Raw genomic sequence first — 18,323 nt, 5'->3', positions numbered from 1 at the left:
AACTCATCACGGAACGCTGAGTTTCATCCCTGCATCAGTACATAACGCCATGAATTTAAAAAAATAATGCGTCTCTACGAGGGAATTACCACTCATGTCAAAAAATTATGCGGCAGTAGCGCAATCCATTGTCGACGCCGTCGGCGGCGCGGGCAACGTGGCGGCGGTGACTCACTGTATGACCCGGCTGCGCTTCACGCTGGTGGACGAAACCGCCGTGGATTTGGCGCGGCTGAAAGCCATCAGCGGCGTGATGGGCGTGGTCAATACTGACCAGCAGTGTCAGGTGATTATTGGAAATACGGTTTCTCAGGCTTATGCCGAGGTGGTGAAACTTTTGCCGCAGGGCGCGACGGGGCAGCCCGCGCAGCCGGAGAAAAAACGCCTGACGCTGAGGCGCATTGGCGCGGGCATTCTCGACGCGCTGATAGGTACCATGTCGCCGCTGATCCCGGCGATCATTGGCGGCTCGATGGTCAAGCTGCTGGCGATGATTTTGGACATGACCGGCGTCTTTGACAAAGGCTCGTCGACGCTGATTATCCTCAACGTGATTGGCGACGGTGCCTTCTTCTTCCTGCCGGTGATGGTGGCGGCCTCGGCGGCAATCAAATTTAAAACCAATATGTCGCTGGCTATTGCTATCGCCGGGGTGCTGGTTCACCCGAACTTTATCGACCTGATGGCGAAAGCCGCGCAGGGCCAGCCGGTGGAGTTTATCGGCTTCTCGGTGACGGCGGTGAAATATACCTACACCGTGATCCCCGCGCTGTGCATGACCTGGCTGCTCTCTTACATTGAGCGCTGGGTGGACAAAATCACCCCTGCGGTGACTAAAAACTTCCTCAAGCCAATGCTGATTGTGCTGATCGCCGCACCGATCGCCATCATGCTGATTGGCCCGCTGGGTATCTGGATCGGCAGCGGCATTTCCGCGCTGGTTTACACCGTTCATAGCTATCTCGGCTGGCTCTCGGTTGCAATCATGGGGGCTATCTGGCCGCTGCTGGTGATGACCGGCATGCACCGGGTGTTTACCCCGACCATTATTCAAACCATTGCCGAAACTGGCAAAGAGGCGATGGTGATGCCATCGGAAATCGGTGCCAACTTGTCGCTCGGCGGTTCATCGCTGGCGGTAGCGTGGCGCACTAAAAACCCGGAATTGCGCCAAACCGCGTTGGCGGCAGCGGCCTCGGCGATTGTTGCGGGGATTTCTGAACCGGCGCTGTATGGCGTGGCGCTGCGCCTAAAACGCCCGCTGATTGCCTGCCTGATTAGCGGCTTTATCTGTGGCGGTATCGCCGGGATTGGCGGCCTTGCCAGCCACTCCATGGCCTCGCCGGGGCTGTTCACCAGTGTGCAATTCTTCGATCCAAGCAATCCAATGAGCATCGTCTGGGTGTTCGCCGTGATGGTGCTAGCTGTTGTGATCTCCTTTATCACCACCTTGCTGCTCGGCTTCGAAGATATCCCCGTCGAGCAGCCAAAAAGTGAAACAACTCAGCCAGAAAATAACCCGCTGACGCCACTAAAAAATATTTGATTGAGTAACGAGAGAGGACCTCTGATGCACACATCCACATTTCCTGACGGTTTTTTATGGGGCGGCGCGATTGCCGCCAATCAGGCCGAGGGCGGCGTAAACCAAGGGGGGAAAGGGCTGGCGACGGTAGACACCTTGCCTCACGGCGAACATCGGCTGGCAGTGAAAACCGGGCTGGAAAAACGCTTTACCCTGCGCGAAGACGAGTTTTACCCTAGCCATCAGGCGATCGATTTTTATCATCGTTATAAAGAAGATATCGCGCTAATGGCCGAGATGGGCTTCAGCGTGTTTCGCACCTCCATTGCCTGGAGCCGCCTCTACCCGCAGGGCGACGAGCTGACGCCCAACGCCGAGGGCATCGCCTTCTATCGCGATCTGTTTACCGAATGCGAAAAGCACAATATTGAGCCGCTGGTGACGCTGTGCCACTTCGACGTGCCGATGCATCTGGTCACCGAATATGGTTCATGGCGTAACCGCAAAATGGTGGAGTTTTTCACCCGCTACGCCCGCACCTGCTTTACAGCTTTCGACGGGCTGGTGAAGTACTGGCTGACCTTCAATGAGATTAACATTCTGCTACATAGCCCGTTTTCCGGCGCGGGATTGGCGTTTGAGGAGGGAGAGAATAAGCAGCAGGTGAAATATCAGGCGGCGCACCACGAGCTTCTCGCCAGCGCGCTCGCCACCAAAATTGCCCATGAGATTAACCCGCACAACCAAGTGGGCTGCATGCTGGCCGGGGGGAATTTCTACCCGCGAACCTGTAAACCAGAAGACGTGTGGGCAGCGCTGCAAAAAGACCGCGAAAACCTGTTCTTTATCGACGTGCAGGCGCGCGGCGCTTATCCGTCTTACACCCGCCGCCAGTTTAAAGAGCAGGGGATTGAGATTCATACCGAGCCGGGCGATGACGACATTCTCAAAAACACCGTGGATTTCGTCTCCTTCAGCTATTACGCCTCGCGCTGCGCCTCGGCGGAGATGAATGAGAACAACAGCAGCGCGGCCAATATCGTTAAATCCCTGAGCAACCCCTATATCGAAAGCAGCGAGTGGGGCTGGGGCATTGATCCTCTGGGCCTGCGCATCACCATGAACATGATGTATGACCGTTACCAAAAGCCGCTATTTCTGGTGGAAAACGGTTTAGGGGCCAAAGACGTGGTCAACGGGCAAGGGGAAATCAACGACGACTATCGCATCAGCTATCTGCGCGAGCACATCAAAGCCATGGGCGAAGCCATCGAAGACGGCATCCCTGTGATGGGTTACACCTCGTGGGGCTGCATTGATTTGGTGTCGGCGTCGACCGGGGAGATGAGCAAACGCTACGGCTTTATCTATGTCGACCGCGACGACGCCGGGCAGGGCACGCTGGCGCGCACCCGCAAAAAATCCTTCTATTGGTATAAGAAGGTGATTGCCAGCAACGGGGCGGATTTGGATTAAGCCCGCCGCGCTAGCGGGTGGTCAAATCTTGGTTTTCGCCACAAACTTGCCGTCGCGCAGCAGCGCCACTTGGTGCGTTCTTTTGTACCAGATGGCGGTAAAAATGCCTTTCTGATAGACCTGAGCATCGGCGTTTTCTTCAACCAGCGCCGCCGCCGTGGATTCAATGTAACCCTGCTTGTCGGCGGGATAGATTTTGATGTCGATCCCGTCGATTCGCGCGGTAACTTTTTTGTATTTCGGCGTGGCCTGCGCATACTGCGCGGCGGCATTGCGCAGCGCGGCATTTTCAGCCGCACTGGTGATGCTGGCCTGACGGTTCTGCTCGGCAATGTAACAGGCGTCTTTCGAGATGCCCTGCGCCTGACAATCCGCCATGCGCGATGCCGAGGAGCTGCAACCCGCCGCCGCCATCGCCACTAAAACTAAACTCATCGCTTTCATCATCATCATTATTTCTCTTTTCTACTGCTTAATCGCGGAGAGGCTTTAACCCCGCCCGTTGAATCACTCTTACCACTCGGCGGAGAAACCTGCGCCAATCACCGGGTCATTGGAGGTGGTCCCGGCGATAGTGGCTTTCGTCACCCAGCTATGGTTGATGCGAGCCGAGAAGCCTACGGCAATTCCCGCCTCTGATGCATATTCACCCGCACCGGCACCCACCGAGAAGGTGGCGTTTTGCGACACCTGCGGGATGTTCGCCATCGCCGCGACGCCAGCAATGCCGGCATTCGCCTGCTTCTTATTATCGTCCACTTGGGATTTAAGGTCGGAGAATTTCTGATTGGTGTAGTTTTGCGACTGCTGCAACGTCTGCTGATCGCCCGCCGCGCGCGCGTGGGATTCTGACAAGACTTCTGCGTGATTCTGCTCCGCCTGACTGTTCAGCGCGTTGATCTGCTGGTCGTAGTAGTTGGCTCGGCGCTGCTGCTGTTGGGCAGCTTGCTGAGTCTTCGCCTCGGTCGCTTGAATTTGTTGCTGGGTCTGCTTTTCCTCAGCCGTGACTTCGGCAGTCATTTCCGAATGCGCTCTGGCATGTAGCATGGATTGGTAGCGATCGCCTGAGATAATGGCCTGCTGTTTCGCAATGCCTTCAGCCGATTTCTGGGCATTAGCCGCAGTCGAGGTTGCCGCAGATGCAGATGATAAGGCGACTTCGGAATTCTTCTCTGCTTGATGAACCTGCGTCATATCAGCGTCTTTGCCATCAGCGCCATCTTTGCCGTCGATACCATTTTTGCCATCAACACCGTCGCGTCCATGAGCGCCGGTGGCACCCGTCGCGCCGTCTTTGCCGTCGATACCATCCTTACCGTCAACCCCATCTTTACCATCGACGCCATCATGGGGCAGGGGCTGGGATTCTAATTCACTAATGCGTCGAGTATTGCTGGAAACCTGATGATCTTCATTATCGAGTTGGGTCCCTAGACTGTTGATAAGCTGATGGTCATCATGAATCGCTAGCGTGTTGATCTTAATCTGCGGATCAGGTTCGGCAACAGGTTGAGAAGGGGCAGTGCTAACGACTGGTGTCAGGGTAGAGGTCGTGTCGAATGAGGTTGGAGTGGATAAGAGCTTAATTTCGTGAGGATCATCAAAACGGACCAGTTGATTGGTTTGCTGAACATTATAACTTGCGCCAAACAGCTGTTGGTTCACGGTTGCCAAGCTGTCACCACCGAGGATGGCACTCCGCATGTACTGCGGCATATCATTATGTTCCGAAATAAACTGGTTAGCGGCATCAAGCTCTAGTCCGGTTAACCCGGCTCTTGCAGGCTCTGCAACTGTCGCCGCAACGAACACCATCATTACGCCAGACAGGACGCGGCGAATCGTCGAAGGTGAAACACCAAAATAGCGCGCCAGCTCGGCTTTATTGGTATTTCCGGCAATAAAGGCTTTGATGATTTCCGCATTACGGTTTTGAGATTTTTGCGACACGTCTTTATTTCTCCCTTGAAATAAGTATCCATTAGATACAAAAAATATTTCTCTTAGCTTCATATTTGGCTAGGTTTGACGAAGCATACACAGGGTGAATATGACTTGCCTTAGTCATCAGCTATAAGATTGACCATTGTCAAGAAATGTAAGCTTTAATAGCTACGTGAATAGGTTTTACTGGAACATCTATTTTGTCGCTAATAGATGGTTTTTATGGGCGCTAATGGATTTTTAGGTCGTGTAGATTGTAGCGGTTCGCTACGCTATGAAAACCCTACAAGATGCGAGTAGAATGCGGCAGGCAAAAAATGAAGGGAGCTAAGTCTATGGCGGTTAAAGCAAAAGAGTTTCATGATTACGTGGCACGTTTAGGGATTGAACAGCCCGCGTTATGTATTCTACTCGGCGTCCAGCGATCAACGCTGAATAAGTGGCTGAATGGCACGGTGACGCAAATTCCCGCCGTGGCGGTGACGGCCATCAAGATGCTGTGGTTTATGAAAGAGAGCGATCCGGTGATGTTCTCCAAGTGGGCCTATGTCCAAGATTTCGGCATGACGGCAGAATACGCGCTAAACGAGCGCGCGCAGGAGTTTCTGCAAACCATCAAGAAAGAGCCAAGCCTGCCGATTCGAAAGCTGCTGAGTAAAAGCTAATCCCACACCTCTACCCATTCGCCACATCCAAAATCGCCTGCGCGAAAGCCTCGGGTGCCTCTTGCGGCAGGTTGTGGCCTATGCCACCGCCGATGGTTCGATGCTGATACTTACCCGTGAACTTATTGGCATAAGTTTCAGGAGCAGGGTGCGGCGCGCCGTTAGCGTCGCCCTCTAGGGTGATAGTCGGGATCTTAATCAGTGGGGAAGCAGCCAGGCGATTCTCCAAATCATTGTATTTTGACTCACCCTCGGCCAGACCCAGACGCCAGCGATAGTTGTGGATCGACACCGCTACGTGGTCCGGGTTGTGCAGCGCCTGAGCCGAACGGGCGAACTCTTCGTCGCTGAACTGCCATTTTGGCGAGGCGGTGTGCCAGATGAGTTTGGCGAAAGCTTCCGTATTGGCGGCATATCCCGCCTGACCGCGCTCGGTGGCGAAGTAGAACTGATACCACCACGCCAGCTCGGCCGCAGGGGGCAGTGGCTTCTTATTGGCGGCTTGGCTACCAATCAAATAGCCACTCACCGACACCAAGGCTTTAAAACGCTGAGGCCAAATTGCTGCGAGAATATTGGCGGTGCGCGCGCCCCAGTCAAATCCGCCAACCACCACCTTCTCAAGCCCCAGCGCGTCTAAAAATGCAATCGCATCTACCGCGACCACTGCCTGCTGGCCGTTTCTCGGCGTAGATTCTGAGAGAAAGTGCGTCGAACCGTAACCGCGCAGCCAAGGGATCAGCACGCGGTATCCCGCTGACACCAGGATCGGCGCGACATCAAAAAAGCTGTAGATATCGTAAGGCCAGCCGTGCAGCAACAACACCGGTTCACCGTTTTTCGGCCCGACATCCACATAACCGATGTTTAAATCTCCGGCGCGGATCTGCTGAATATTTTTAAAGGTGCCCAGCACTTTGTTGCCAGAAGCTGCGGGCAATGCGCCAGCTGTGCCGGAATTTGCACTGGCAGGTAAGGCCGTCAGCCCCAGCTCAAAAGCGGCAAGTCCGGCTGCGGCGGTCTGAATAAAGCGGCGGCGGGCAGGGTTATCAATGTCTGGCATAGCTCTCTTCCTCAAAGGTCAGATGGATCGATATGCAGCAGAATGACGCGCGAGATGACACTGCTCTGTGCACCTCTTTATTTAAAACGGGCGATGTATCTCCTGTGTGTCGGTTTAGCCGCTCAATTGTATGTTCAGGTATCTGAACTGTGCCGTAAGCCCTTTAACCTTCTATGCCATTCGGCAAAATGGTCGTTCACACTTGCTACTTTTTGCAGTATATTGCGTTTTTCTGCTGTTATTTGTGAGTGGAGGGCGAATGCACAAAGTGGCTCGCCAGCAGGTTTTGCTGGAACTGCTCAGTGAAAAAGGGCAAGTGAGTGTCGCGGATTTAGCGCAAAAAATGCAGGTTTCTGCGGATACCGTGCGGCGCGATCTGGCGGACCTTGAGCGTCAGGGGCTGGCGCAAAAAAACCACGGCGGGGCGATTGCCTTAGACCTGTCGGCCATGAACCGTCAGGGGCGTAGCCATCTGCTTGCTACCACCAAGCGAACGCTGGGGCAGGCCGTGGCGGCGCAGATCCCCGCAGGCAGCACGATTTTCCTTGATGCGGGCAGCACGGTGCTGGCGGTGGCGGATGCCCTGCGCGGGCCGATGACCGTCATCACCACCTCGCTGGATATCGCCCAGTGCCTGAGCGAGCGGGCGGACATTCAGCTGATCCTGCTCGGCGGCAGCTGGGATGCCAAACAGCGACTGTTTGCCGGCAGCGCCACCCTTGCGATGCTGGCCCACTACCGTGCAGATATCGCCGTGCTGGGGGCCTGCGCTATCCACGCCCAGCTTGGCCTGAGTGCCAGTCAGGAGGCGGATGCCGAAGTGAAACGCGCCATGCTCAAGCTGAGCGCCGCCCACTGGTTGGTCGCCGATCACCTCAAACTCAATCGCTGCGAGCCGCATCTGGTGGCGGAGCTAACTGATATTCATCACTTGTTCATCGACCGCCCGTGGGGCGAGCTGGGTGAGCAAGATTCGATCAAAGTCAGCGTCACCGCCTCGGGGACGCAAGGAGAAAACCATGAGTGAAACGACCCGCACCGCCACTAAAAGCCTCAACGTGGCGTTAATCGGCTACGGCTTTGTTGGCAAGACCTTCCATGCGCCGCTGATCGGCGCGACGCCGGGCTTAAACCTGCTGGTGGTTGCCTCGCGCGATGCCGATAAAGTCCATGCGGACCTGCCGGGGGCTCTGGTGATTGCTTCTCCAGAAGAGGCTATCCGCCATCCTGATGTGGATCTGGTGGTCATCGCGTCACCTAACGCCACCCACGCGCCGCTGGCCAAAGTGGCGCTGGAGGCGGGGAAGCACGTGGTGGTGGATAAGCCATTTACATTGGATATGCAGGAAGCGCGCGAGCTAATTGCGCTGGCGGATAAGCAACAGCGCCTGCTGTCGGTGTTCCACAATCGCCGCTGGGACAGTGATTACCTCGGCGTGAAGCAGGTGATTGAGCAGGGGCTGATTGGCAAAGTGGCGCATTTTGAGTCGCACATTGACCGTTTCCGTCCAGAAGTGCGGGTGCGCTGGCGTGAGCAAAACGTGCCGGGCAGCGGCCTGTGGTTCGACATCGGCCCACACCTGATTGATCAGGCGCTGCAACTGTTCGGCCTGCCGCAGACGGTGCAGGGCAATATTGCCACGCTGCGCCCGAACGCGGAGATCAACGACTGGGCACACGTGGTGCTGAACTACCCGACGCATAAAGTGATTTTGCATTGCAGCATGCTGGTGGCAGGCGGCGCGTCCCGCTTTGCGGTTCACGGCGAGAAAGGAAGTGTGGTGAAGGCCAACGCCGACCGCCAGGAGAGCCAACTGTTGGCGGGCGTGGTTCCGGGAAGTGATGTCTGGGGGCAGGATGATGATGCCTTGGTGCTGTTTGAAGGCACCCACCCGTCGCGCACTATCGCCACCCCGAACGGCGATCAGCGCCAGTACTATATGCAAGTTCGCGACGCTTTAAACGGCGAGCGCGCCAACCCGGTGCCTGCGGTTGAAGCCTTGGCCGTGATGGCCGTGCTGGAAGCGGCGGTAAAATCCTCCGAGACGGGACAATCCCAATCCTTGGATCTGACCAGCGACGAGCAAGCCAGCTTGCGTTAATGGCCTTGGTGGTTCGCCAATAAATGCAAAAGCCGCCTGAGATGGGCGGCTTTTTTGTGGCTTCGAGTCAGGCTCAGTTGGCTTTTGAGCTGTCATTTAGTGGCGCCAACAAGACATACCGACTCAGCAGCTGAACAAACTGGTTATCCAGCTGCTTCACCAGCTGTGGCGGCACTTGATCATTCTGCTGGCGCGCTGCGGCCAGTTTTCGCAGCGACTCTTCCACCGGCGGCGCGGCGTTCAGTGCCTGCTGGATGGCGAATACCGAGGATTTGAGCTGCGAGACGGTCATGTACTTTCCGCGCTGCTCGTCTAAACCGTTTAGCTTATCGGCAAGTTGCTGAAGCTGGGTACTGGCCGAGTGCCAGCCGTTTAGGCTGTCTAGCGGCGCGGCGTTGGCATTCAGCTGCTGATTCCAGCTTTTTGCGAGCGCGATGGCCGCTGGATCCGTGGGCCACAGGGCTTGTGCCTGCTCGGCCAGCCGCGTGCCGCTATCCAACGCCCAGCGCGGTGACAGTCTGGCAAGCTGCTCGGTCTGGCGCTGGGTGCTGGCGATAAACGCCGGCGCGGCTTTATTCAGCTGCTCGGCGTATTGGATCTTCAGCGCGGCCAGCTCCTGCGAACTCACCGGCTGTGGCAAAACGGGCAAAGTCGCTGCCAGCTGTTGGTTAACCGGAGAATGTTTATAGGTCTTGATGCTCGCCGAGATACCGCTGCCAACTATCACCGTGACCAACACGCCCGCCACGAACCCTTTCCACTGGACAGGGGGTTTAGCCTCAGCCGGGGCAATCACTACCCGGGGCGTGGCCGGTTCGGCCTGTGCCACATACACCCAGCGCCGATCCTGATCGATGGGCATTTCGGTTGCAGCAACCTCTGCCGACGGGGGCAGCACCACGGCGCTCTCGCTGGTGTCCTGACTGTTTTCGAGCCGCACCGCGGCGTTTTGCAGCAGCCGACTCAGAGCCTGCAACTGGCTGAGATGTTTCAGCTCAAGGCGCTGAAGTTGGTCGCAAAGTGAGTTGATGAGCTTTTCTGCCTGATAAATCTGCGGCAGGTCGCGGTATTCTAACGTCATACAGCGCAGAGCCTGCTGCAACCTCTGGCTGAGGCCGTTGAGGATCTCGATGCGCGCATGCACCGCCTGCGGCCACAGCCCCGACCATTGATGAGACAGCAGGGCTTCAAGAATAGCCAACCCCTCGATCAAACCAGATAAACCGGCCAGCTGCACTCGCGCCTGGGTATACCAAGAGGCGGTTTGCAGCTCGATTCCGTTTTGCTGGAACAGATTGAGGCACAGCTGTTCGACCTTATGCCAGTTCACTTCTGGCCGTGCCGGATGGGTTAATTTGCCGAGTTCTTCACGGATAACGCGATAATCAGCGAGCTGACGGGGATCGCCACCCGTGCGTAGCTGGCGCTCAATAGACATTGATCGATTCCTTTCAGACGTGTCGTAGGGGGGTTAGAGATACTGCTGCTGTTTTAAATGGCGGATCAGCACCCGGCCTTCGGGCATAAAAGCCGTGCCGAAATGCACCAGCCCGAACTCCTTTAGCTCGGCGTGAATGCCGTATTCCAGCTGGCCCGGCGCGGATTGTGGCAGCAGGATCACCTTAATCTTTTTAAGCCGAGGTTCATATTTCAACAGCGTGTGCGAAAGCGTGGTCAGCAGAGAGTGCGCGGTGCCGGGCATCCCTTGCAGGATTTTGCTCATGTCCGGCAACCCGTAGTCCGGCAAATGGCTCAGCGTCCCCGCGCGACAGTTGAGAATACGCTGCATATTGTCGAGTACCGAGAGGATCACCTGATCCTGCTCGCTGACTTGTTGCAGATTAAGCCCCCCGGCAAAGTTGCCTAGCAGCATTTCGTAGAGTGAGGGCGAGTGACTTTGCGACATCACTTTTTCTCCGCGCGCAGCGTCAGGTTATTGTTACCCAGCTCAATGACGCGAGGGGAATCGGGATCGAGTTCTTCGCGATTGATCAGCAGCCGCCAGTGGTCTTTATTCATATCCGGATGGCGGAATAGGCCGACGATGGCTACAAACTTGGCGTCTTTTTCCATTGGCATGTCCAGTGACACCGAGGTTCCCGGCTTCACCACTAGGCTGCGAGTCGCCAGAAGCTCCTCTTTCAGCGCGTCTTCGCCATCTTCGGCGAGCTGTTGATAAACCGTTTTCTGGAAGGTTTTGTCGTCGCGTAGCTGATAGACCCGCACCATCACCGGCTCGGAGGAAGAGTTCTGCTCGTTATCATCTGTGTTCAGTGCTTCACGGGCGGTAAAATCGAGATGTAGAACTTTTATCTGCTTATAGAATATCGATTTAGTGGCAGCAACGGTGCCATCCGTTACGGTTTGAGTCAGCCCGCAGCCGCTCAATAACAGAGCCAAGACGGGGAGTCCGATTTTACTTTTCCAAACGGTATTTAATAACACGCGGTGTTCCTTCTTGAGGCTTGTGGGTAGCCATGCCGCTATAAAGGCTCAGCTCCACGGTAAAATAATCAGGTATGTCTTGGGTTGAAGCTTCTTCATCCAGCCCCAGTACGCCGGTGAGCCCTAGCCAAATCGGCGTATCTCCCAAGATGGGAGTAGGAAGCAGGCGAATGGGGACGGTCAGTTGAATGCGTGCCTTGTAGCGCCAGCCCAGGTAGACGCGCAACAACACCAGAAAATCGGCATAAATCGAGCCATCCGGCAGCCATTCCTTGGCTTCTTCACTATCTTCAGTGTGCAGTGAGATAAGCAACTGGCTGTTGGCATCGGTGGCTTCATCACCCAATACGGTGGCGTCGCGCAGCCAGTCGGCGCCCTCGTCGGTAAATGCCATCGGTGAGGCAATACGTACAGTGCGCAAGCAATGTGGTGTGACATCTGCCCGCGTTGCCGGAGCCAGTAATCGCACGAGTGCCTGCACGCCTTCAGCCGTTCTGCCCGGCTGGCGCATCACGCCGAGCAGCGCCAAAAATCTCGACGTCGGCGTAGCAAAATGCTGCTGCGAGCCGGGAATTCCCATACCAATCAGGCCCAATAGATTCTGCGAAATACTGTCTTTGCCGCCCGCCTCGTAGGTCGCCGGATAGGAGTATTTGCGCCAGATGCGATAAAACTGAGTCATGACGCGGTGGTTGAAAATATCGAGAAAACCCGCCAGCGCCTCGTGACCTTCGCGCTGCTGGGTGATGTCGTCGATATAGGATGTTGGCAGTGGGGAATCTACGCCATACAGCCCCATAAAGGTGGTGCGTACCGTCGGCAATCCGTCGGGATCGGTTTCCAGCGCCTTGAGTTCGCTGACGGGAAAACCCATCCCAGGATGGGGCCGAAAACGCACCGGATCGTCCGCTGGGTTGGCGGTACTTCCCAGTTTTGGCATGCCGGGTTGTTCGAGCAACTGGCAAAATCGGAAGAAATTAATCTTGCCGATATCCCGTTCCAGCCTGGCACTTAGCCGGGAAGGCGGGTTTTGTGATTCTCTTCCCATTCAAGTCGTTCTCCGGTGGGTTGCAGTATCAGGGTCAGGCGGTTAAAGAGATGAATATCGGTATACAGTGCGAAGAAGCGGCTAAGCATTTCGCCGAACAGGCAGATATCCCCCGTGCCTGCGAATCCATTACTGTCGAGGGTGATTTCAATGTGCACGCCGCGCAGCAAATACCCCCGTTCAAAACGCTCAATTTCGCTGTGTTTAACGTCGGCAATGGCATCCAGACGGCGGCGGTTCATCTCGCTTTCCGTCCAGTCATACAGGGCGAGCGTGCCGCGCAGCACTTCGGCACTGTCCATCATCCATAGGAAGCTGCTGCCCAGATGGCTGAGCACCCGCCAGTGAAAACGATCGCGATTTGGCGGGTAACAGGGCATCGACGGCACGGACAAGTTTCGCATTCGCACGTTGGCGCCAGTGGATTTGACGACGGTATCCAGCACCGTGCTCTGCAAGGATTTGCGCGGCAGTTGGCCGTTGGTGCCCGTTAGGCTAAGGGAAAGATTTTCATTTTCCGGCACCGTGTGGTTGTCAAAAGCTTCCCCACCGAGAACCAGCCAAGTGTCATGCAGCCCCGAAGGACCGCGTTTCACCCTCGTGTGGTAGTAATACTCCGGCGCGTTGTGGCGCAGCATGCCCCCTTTGTGGCGGAAGCTGGTGAAAGGCACGTACACCTGATAACCCGAGTGCTTCGACGAAATAACCGAGTCCACCGAGTAGATTTCGGTATAGCCATCCTGCACCCGCATTGGGCGCAGCAGGTATTCCGTCTGCAAAGAGGAGAGGGTGAGAGGATCCGACTCCAGCGAGAACAAATTGATCACCGGCACGCAGTGCAGGCGCAGGTTTTTTTCTGAGAAAGAGAAGTCGTGCTCCCAGCGTTTTTCCAGCACCACGTCAATCTCGAACCATGGAAGTGCGTTCGGCAGCGCCACCGATTCCAATCCTTCCAGGGCGACGAACATAAACTTTTCGCGGAAAGTGAAGTATTCCAGCAAAAGCTGGTAGCCACTGAATGCTGTATCGCCTTTCGGCCACAGCTGGTCTTGCTCGCTAAAACCCTGCGGGGCGAAAAAGCCGTCTAACAGCTGACGGTCGGCCTGACCCGGCAGGCGGATCCACATTTTGGCCGTATTTAACGTCAACGCTTCATGCAGGGCGCAGGCCAGCGGGGCATCGGCATCAAGATAGATCGGCAAATGCTTGAGACTAATTTTGCTCCAGTCAGCCAATTCGCCGCAGTTAAAACGCAAGCGAATCACCGAGCGACCGTCAGGCTCGCTGTCCAGCGCGGCGCGTTGTAGCGAGATCGGCAGCAGCTCGATGTCCTGAGTCGTGGTATAGCGGCAGCGCGTTGCGCGTTCACCAATCGGGCGCGACAAAACTTCGAACCCTTTGTGCATCGTCATCCGCTCCTTCATTTCCCGCCAGTCTGGGGTGAATTCCACAATCGACAGGGAAGGGATGGTGCGCAAGTAGTGCGGCCAAAGCAGGCTGACCAGCCCTTCGGTAAGCTCCGGCAGGTCATCATCAAGCTTCTCCCGCAGGCGGCCCATCAGGAAAGCAAAGCCTTCAAACAGGCGTTCAACATAGGGGTCGCGAGCCCCGACTTTATCCAGATTCAATCCGGCAGCGCGGTCAGGGTGCGCACGAGCAAATTCCTCGCCCGCTTCGCGCAGGTAACGCATTTCGGCGTCAAAATAACGCAGGGTTAAGTCGTCCATGGGATCTCAATGATAAAGAGTGGTGGTTGGAGAAGTTTTAAGCTTTTATTTTCTTTAAAGTTCGCATGAACATAAAGAGCATGAATGTGGTTATTTTGATGAAGGAGATAATCGAAACCCAATAAAACGTGTAAACGATATGATATAGTTCCTCAATTAAGAAAATCTATTCTCTATTCCCAAAGTTAGGTTCAAAGGTATATTTGATATCCAGTGGTATAAGAATTAATACAACGCTTATTACAATAATGGAAATTATCAAAGAGGATGGCCAGGTAAAAGTGAGGGTTATTGAACTGACAGTCAATCACCCTAAGTTACTTTTAATATTTAAGATGATAAAGTCATTTATTCTAGTTCTGTCCATAGGTGTCTCTGAATGGAGTTATTCTTTTATAACAGAATCCACGCTTTATTTCTTCAAGGGTAGATCTTTTTTCATATATGGTTATTAATGCTTTACAAATCCTTCCATCAGATGAGAGAGTGAATGCTTGTCCGCCACTGCTGATGGAGTAATAAGATTGTCTGTTACCAACACTCCAACCTATATCTATCCTTGTGTTATTTTTCATCATCCTAAAAATAGAAGGCGATATCCTTTTTAACTCATTGGGTTTAATGATTTGAGGTGTCTCGTTCATTATTTCTTCAACTTCCTCTTCATTAGGTTCAACACCATATATGCTTTCGCCAGAGTACAAGTAAATGTTATGTTTTGTACTGTTTGATATAAGTATTGTAGGCTTGACGAGATCTAATTTAGCAGTAATGATTGCTAAAAGTATTACAGTTGCTGTAATCATTATTATTGGCATTCTCACTTAGGATCCTTTAGAGTTGTCTCAACTAATTTTTATCAAATATCACTTTTAGATCTCATAACCTAAGTAATATCATGCCTATCTAATTTTCTTAAAAGAAAACAAGATAATGGACATGGATATGACAAAGCCATAAATAGATGCCCGATTGATACTATCGAGTGCACTGGTTAGAGCGTCGATTGCATCATAATATTCTTTTAATGAAGTTGGGGGAGTGAGTTTTATGCTTTGATTTTCATAAAATGCACCTATTTGGAACGATGTTATTGTTATTAAGGTAAAATAAACAAAACAAGCTACGATTATCATCACCCAGCGAAGTATGTATTTTTTTTAAATGAATATCTCATGATTTCTCTACGATGCTCGCTAATAGGTATCATAAACTTGTTTAAAATGCATGAAGTTTTTGGTAACAGATGGTTTTGTTCTCTTTCTTTAAAATAGCCGTGTCGCTTTTAATGATAATTGATATTGAGCAGTTTCCTTCTTGTTTGGAGAGTTTAAATAATTGCCCCGATGTGCTGATTGAATTATATTCATATTGCCCTCCAATATACCAACCGACACCCACTTCCGAATCGTTGGCTAATAATCTTTTTAAAGAAGGTTTTAACATTATTTTTTGGCCGGGCATGAGCTCGTTGGGTCTTCTTTTTATTATCTTATCAACCTCTTCGGCGCTTGGGTCTACATCATATGTACTTTCGCCAAAGTATATATAAATATTATGACTTGTATTGTTGTGGATCAATATTTTCGGCTTTAGTAAACTTATTATATAGAATGATGTGAAAAATAATGCAACAATTAAAGTCGAGACTAATATTGGTTTTCTCATTGATTTTTACTCTAAACAGTATAGTTTGGTTTTTTTACACTCAAACACAAATGGTCTTGTCTCGATTGTTTCAAGTTAATGTCTGGTTCATTTTCGAGTGCGTTTAGAATGTCTATAGAGGTTAAGTCCCGTGCGTACCTACCGTATTTATAATACAAGTTAAATCCTATGTTTACGCAAGCAATATCGTCAATTGGATCTTTTACCGAATCAATGCTGGTTCTAATTTGTTCCATGTTTGAGCCTGCAAGTAAAGTTTCAACTGAAAACCCAGTGCTTAACCCTACATAACCATAATGTATATTAGACCAGACAACATAGAAGTAATCGTGATTTTTGTATTTGTGATAATGGCTCTTTGAGATTTGGCGGCTTTTTAATTGACGCTCTACAGCTACCTCACTAAATTTGGATTTTATTAAATGCTTATGATCCCAAATCGATCCTGTTTTTACTGCTTGAAACCAAATTGCCATCGCAGTAACCGGTGAAAGTTGCGGTGGTGGGTTCAATTTATTATACCAAGGACTATATTCCCATTCTTTCATACTTTCGTTATAAGTTTCTTTGTCTATAAGTAACCTAATTTGTTCCGCAGTCTGACTTCTTACATTCTTTTTAATTTCATTAACAATATATTCGGCGACAATTAAGGCGCCATCTGTATGCGTACAGATTATTTTATTTTTGGGCGAGTTAGCTTGGTTATTGTTGTCGGCGGATTCACTTGCTTGAGTACTTGGTTTAGAGGAATCAGAAGGAGTTAAATCATACGTATCATCCACCATTGACGGAATAAACTCTGCTTCGCAAGGACAGCTGCTTTTGCTGTGCAGAGTGCCAGCAAAATTTCGGCCGTGGATCTTATCGCCGGGAATATGGCCGATAATAAAGTAAGTGCCGGGGTGTTTGCCGCAGGTTACGCGATCTTCCTCGCGAGCCACGGCTCTGCCGAACAGTGTGTGGGTTGTATCACCTTCAATGATGATACCGCCACAGGTGGTTTCATCTTCCACCACCAAGTAATAACCTTGTGTCATAAAATAATCCCTTATTAAATGTTAATCACACAACACCGCAGCCCTTGCCGGGTCGAGCGCTATTAGCCCGCTGAGCAAGGTTTCCTTATCGCTGTGCAGGCGAAGTTTGTCGCTGTCACTGCGCTGCGCCTTCATACGCAGTAACTTGAGGCGTCGGGCTTTGACCTCAAAAACCAATCCCGGCTCCCAGTGGTTTAGGGTGAGGGATGAGCCGCCGCTATCCAGATCCGCCAGCAGGTGGAGCGCCATGTCATTCTTGCCATATTGCTCAGCCACGCGGGCCATCACCAGTCGTAACAACCATTGATGACGCGGGGTAGTGACTCCCGGACGTGCTTGCAACCAGAGGATCGCGGTTTCAACGCCGTCACTGTCGGCCTGCGCCAGCGCTTCGCTTTCAAGCTGAAGAATATCGTCCTCGCCGGAGGTGACGGCAGCGGCGGGTTCATTGCCCCAGCCAGTGGACGATTCCAGCACCTGCTGATTAATCCAATCTTGCGTGACTTCATCCGCGAAAGGCGTGCCGTCGCTCCAGCACAGGCTTTCCAGCCCGGTGAGACGGGTCAGCAGCAGGCGTAAATCCTGTGTAATACAGCTGGCCCAGCTGTCGAAGGGCGCTCCGGCCTTACTGAGTGCCAGATGCAAATACCACTGTACGTCGAGCCAGAAGTGGTTAACGCCTTCGGCAAACATCGACTCTGCCTGTTCCAGCAGTTCTACCCAGCTCTGTTGAAGATAGAGACGTTTGAGCTGTGCGCGATACTCCGGGCGCGGCGGCAGTAAGCGAGTACGGCCACTGGCGTCCAGCGGAGGAAGCTCATGAACCGTATCCCAACGCACGCTCTTGATCAGATGATGGCCCGAGAGCCATCCCTGAGGCTGGTCGCGCAGGTATTTTGCCAGCGTCTTTGCCTGATCCAGCAAGTCTCGGCCGGACTGCACTGGTCGCAGTGAGAGGGACGCGCTGGTGGTTTCCGCCGAGGGGGTTGAGGAGCCGCTATTTTGCGGCACTACGGCATGCATCCCGCCAGACTGCGCGAGGCGATTCTCCAGCACGGCGTAGAGCGCGCCGAATTGTGGGCGACTCGCTTCAGGCCATGTGCTTACGCCTTGCTCGATAAGTGTCAGAGCCGCCACGATACGGGCAAAATCAGCTTTATCCACTTCGGGGTAGAGTGAAAGGCTGTCCAGCATGCGTGAGCCTGCAAGCCATTCGAGCGCCGTTTTTCTGCTGGTGGCGCGCTGCGGGTGCAGCATCTCACCGTAGTCGCCAAGGAGAGCGGCTAACAAGGAGAGACCATCGGCAAAGCCGGCTTCGCCATCGCGATGCAGCCGCGCCCAGATGTAATAGGTGGCGACCCGCACATCCTTGCAATAGGCGGTAAGCAATTTCTCCGACAGCTCGCAGATAAGCGTGGTATTCGCACCTGAGAGCTTATTCACCTCTTCGCGCATTTGCTGAAAGTCGTCGTCGTAGCCCGGATCTTCACCGGCAGGCTGATCCGCTGAGATCGGTTTTAACCAGTTATTCCAGAGTGCGGCCTGCTCAGTTGCCAATTGCAAGAGTGATGAAGACTCGGCGCTGCAAGCCTCTTGCAGCGTGATTAATGTGGTCATTAC

17 protein-coding genes are annotated in these 18,323 nt (G+C 53.2%); 5 read left to right on the top strand and 12 right to left on the bottom strand.

Annotated features, from left to right (window positions below):
* Positions 1–94 precede the first annotated feature (94 nt).
* Both ascF and ACT3RT_RS00600 read left to right on the top strand, forming a co-directional pair.
* Positions 95–1,546, top strand: a complete 1,452-nt coding sequence (gene ascF, locus ACT3RT_RS00605) for a PTS cellobiose/arbutin/salicin transporter subunit IIBC (protein WP_496202360.1) — start codon at positions 95–97, stop codon at positions 1,544–1,546.
* A gap of 24 nt (positions 1,547–1,570) precedes the next feature.
* Positions 1,571–3,001: a 6-phospho-beta-glucosidase gene (locus tag ACT3RT_RS00600; protein ID WP_496202359.1), complete on the top strand. Its 1,431-nt coding sequence runs from the start codon at positions 1,571–1,573 to the stop codon at positions 2,999–3,001.
* 21 nt (positions 3,002–3,022) lie between these two features.
* On the opposite strand, the gene ACT3RT_RS00595 is transcribed toward ACT3RT_RS00600, so the two are convergent.
* Positions 3,023–3,454 carry a hypothetical protein gene (locus tag ACT3RT_RS00595; RefSeq protein WP_496202358.1) on the bottom strand — a complete coding sequence of 144 codons (432 nt, stop codon included), beginning with the start codon at positions 3,452–3,454 and terminating at the stop codon, positions 3,023–3,025.
* Between the two features lie 60 nt (positions 3,455–3,514).
* A complete protein-coding gene (locus ACT3RT_RS00590; RefSeq protein ID WP_496202357.1) occupies positions 3,515–4,951 on the bottom strand; it encodes a YadA-like family protein in 1,437 nt (478 codons plus the stop codon).
* Between the two features lie 329 nt (positions 4,952–5,280).
* Here ACT3RT_RS00590 and ACT3RT_RS00585 point away from each other — a divergent pair, with 329 nt between their 5' ends.
* Positions 5,281–5,610 carry a hypothetical protein gene (locus ACT3RT_RS00585; RefSeq protein ID WP_353502312.1) on the top strand — a complete coding sequence of 110 codons (330 nt, stop codon included), beginning with the start codon at positions 5,281–5,283 and terminating at the stop codon, positions 5,608–5,610.
* 10 nt (positions 5,611–5,620) lie between these two features.
* Here ACT3RT_RS00585 and ACT3RT_RS00580 read toward each other — a convergent pair whose 3' ends face one another.
* Positions 5,621–6,673, bottom strand: a complete 1,053-nt coding sequence (locus tag ACT3RT_RS00580) for an alpha/beta fold hydrolase (protein WP_496202356.1) — start codon at positions 6,671–6,673, stop codon at positions 5,621–5,623.
* Positions 6,674–6,932: 259 nt separating this feature from the next.
* Between ACT3RT_RS00580 and ACT3RT_RS00575 the strand changes: the two genes are divergently transcribed.
* Positions 6,933–7,700: a DeoR/GlpR family DNA-binding transcription regulator gene (locus ACT3RT_RS00575; protein ID WP_396130514.1), complete on the top strand. Its 768-nt coding sequence runs from the start codon at positions 6,933–6,935 to the stop codon at positions 7,698–7,700.
* Positions 7,693–8,775 carry an oxidoreductase gene (locus ACT3RT_RS00570; protein ID WP_496202355.1) on the top strand — a complete coding sequence of 361 codons (1,083 nt, stop codon included), beginning with the start codon at positions 7,693–7,695 and terminating at the stop codon, positions 8,773–8,775. Before ACT3RT_RS00575 ends, ACT3RT_RS00570 begins: the two co-directional genes overlap by 8 nt.
* Before the next feature lie 73 nt (positions 8,776–8,848).
* Here ACT3RT_RS00570 and ACT3RT_RS00565 read toward each other — a convergent pair whose 3' ends face one another.
* The 9 genes from ACT3RT_RS00565 to tssA form a co-directional block, all read right to left on the bottom strand.
* Entirely contained in the window at positions 8,849–10,213 is a 1,365-nt protein-coding gene (locus ACT3RT_RS00565) for a VasL domain-containing protein (RefSeq protein ID WP_496202354.1), read from the bottom strand.
* 33 nt (positions 10,214–10,246) lie between these two features.
* On the bottom strand, positions 10,247–10,681 hold the full coding sequence (gene tssE / locus ACT3RT_RS00560) for a type VI secretion system baseplate subunit TssE (RefSeq protein ID WP_496202353.1): 435 nt from the start codon (positions 10,679–10,681) through the stop codon (positions 10,247–10,249).
* Entirely contained in the window at positions 10,681–11,262 is a 582-nt protein-coding gene (tssJ, locus tag ACT3RT_RS00555) for a type VI secretion system lipoprotein TssJ (protein ID WP_496202593.1), read from the bottom strand. The genes tssE and tssJ overlap by 1 nt, the downstream gene beginning before the upstream one ends.
* Positions 11,192–12,268: a type VI secretion system baseplate subunit TssG gene (gene tssG, locus ACT3RT_RS00550; protein WP_496202352.1), complete on the bottom strand. Its 1,077-nt coding sequence runs from the start codon at positions 12,266–12,268 to the stop codon at positions 11,192–11,194. The genes tssJ and tssG overlap by 71 nt, the downstream gene beginning before the upstream one ends.
* Positions 12,232–13,995 (bottom strand): type VI secretion system baseplate subunit TssF, encoded by a 1,764-nt coding sequence (gene tssF / locus ACT3RT_RS00545; protein WP_485900836.1) that lies wholly within the window; start codon positions 13,993–13,995, stop codon positions 12,232–12,234. Before tssF ends, tssG begins: the two co-directional genes overlap by 37 nt.
* A 353-nt stretch (positions 13,996–14,348) precedes the next feature.
* Entirely contained in the window at positions 14,349–14,819 is a 471-nt protein-coding gene (locus tag ACT3RT_RS00540) for a hypothetical protein (RefSeq protein WP_496202351.1), read from the bottom strand.
* 394 nt (positions 14,820–15,213) lie between these two features.
* Positions 15,214–15,663, bottom strand: a complete 450-nt coding sequence (locus tag ACT3RT_RS00535; protein WP_496202350.1) for a hypothetical protein — start codon at positions 15,661–15,663, stop codon at positions 15,214–15,216.
* A gap of 11 nt (positions 15,664–15,674) precedes the next feature.
* Positions 15,675–16,703: a polymorphic toxin type 44 domain-containing protein gene (locus tag ACT3RT_RS00530; RefSeq protein ID WP_496202349.1), complete on the bottom strand. Its 1,029-nt coding sequence runs from the start codon at positions 16,701–16,703 to the stop codon at positions 15,675–15,677.
* Between the two features lie 21 nt (positions 16,704–16,724).
* Positions 16,725–18,320 carry a type VI secretion system protein TssA gene (gene tssA / locus ACT3RT_RS00525; protein ID WP_485900832.1) on the bottom strand — a complete coding sequence of 532 codons (1,596 nt, stop codon included), beginning with the start codon at positions 18,318–18,320 and terminating at the stop codon, positions 16,725–16,727.
* Between the last annotated feature and the right edge of the window lie 3 nt (positions 18,321–18,323).

It is taken from the genome of Ewingella sp. AOP9-I1-14, from assembly GCF_052375995.1.
GTDB classification, from domain to species: Bacteria; Pseudomonadota; Gammaproteobacteria; order Enterobacterales; family Enterobacteriaceae; genus Ewingella; species Ewingella allii.
This window is presented reverse-complemented; position numbering and strand designations above follow the sequence as displayed.

Excerpts from the sequence above, each read along its gene's own strand:
- ascF (WP_496202360.1), top strand. The coding sequence starts at position 95 with ATGTCAAAAAATTATGCGGCAGTAGCGCAATCCATTGTCGACGCCGTC.
- ACT3RT_RS00565 (WP_496202354.1), bottom strand. The coding sequence starts at position 10,213 with ATGTCTATTGAGCGCCAGCTACGCACGGGTGGCGATCCCCGTCAGCTC.
- ACT3RT_RS00580 (WP_496202356.1), bottom strand. The coding sequence starts at position 6,673 with ATGCCAGACATTGATAACCCTGCCCGCCGCCGCTTTATTCAGACCGCC.
- ACT3RT_RS00530 (WP_496202349.1), bottom strand. The coding sequence starts at position 16,703 with ATGACACAAGGTTATTACTTGGTGGTGGAAGATGAAACCACCTGTGGC.
- ACT3RT_RS00595 (WP_496202358.1), bottom strand. The coding sequence starts at position 3,454 with ATGATGATGATGAAAGCGATGAGTTTAGTTTTAGTGGCGATGGCGGCG.
- ACT3RT_RS00535 (WP_496202350.1), bottom strand. The coding sequence starts at position 15,663 with ATGAGAAAACCAATATTAGTCTCGACTTTAATTGTTGCATTATTTTTC.
- tssE (WP_496202353.1), bottom strand. The coding sequence starts at position 10,681 with ATGTCGCAAAGTCACTCGCCCTCACTCTACGAAATGCTGCTAGGCAAC.
- ACT3RT_RS00570 (WP_496202355.1), top strand. The coding sequence starts at position 7,693 with ATGAGTGAAACGACCCGCACCGCCACTAAAAGCCTCAACGTGGCGTTA.
- ACT3RT_RS00600 (WP_496202359.1), top strand. The coding sequence starts at position 1,571 with ATGCACACATCCACATTTCCTGACGGTTTTTTATGGGGCGGCGCGATT.
- tssG (WP_496202352.1), bottom strand. The coding sequence starts at position 12,268 with ATGGGAAGAGAATCACAAAACCCGCCTTCCCGGCTAAGTGCCAGGCTG.
- ACT3RT_RS00575 (WP_396130514.1), top strand. The coding sequence starts at position 6,933 with ATGCACAAAGTGGCTCGCCAGCAGGTTTTGCTGGAACTGCTCAGTGAA.
- tssF (WP_485900836.1), bottom strand. The coding sequence starts at position 13,995 with ATGGACGACTTAACCCTGCGTTATTTTGACGCCGAAATGCGTTACCTG.
- tssA (WP_485900832.1), bottom strand. The coding sequence starts at position 18,320 with ATGACCACATTAATCACGCTGCAAGAGGCTTGCAGCGCCGAGTCTTCA.
- ACT3RT_RS00585 (WP_353502312.1), top strand. The coding sequence starts at position 5,281 with ATGGCGGTTAAAGCAAAAGAGTTTCATGATTACGTGGCACGTTTAGGG.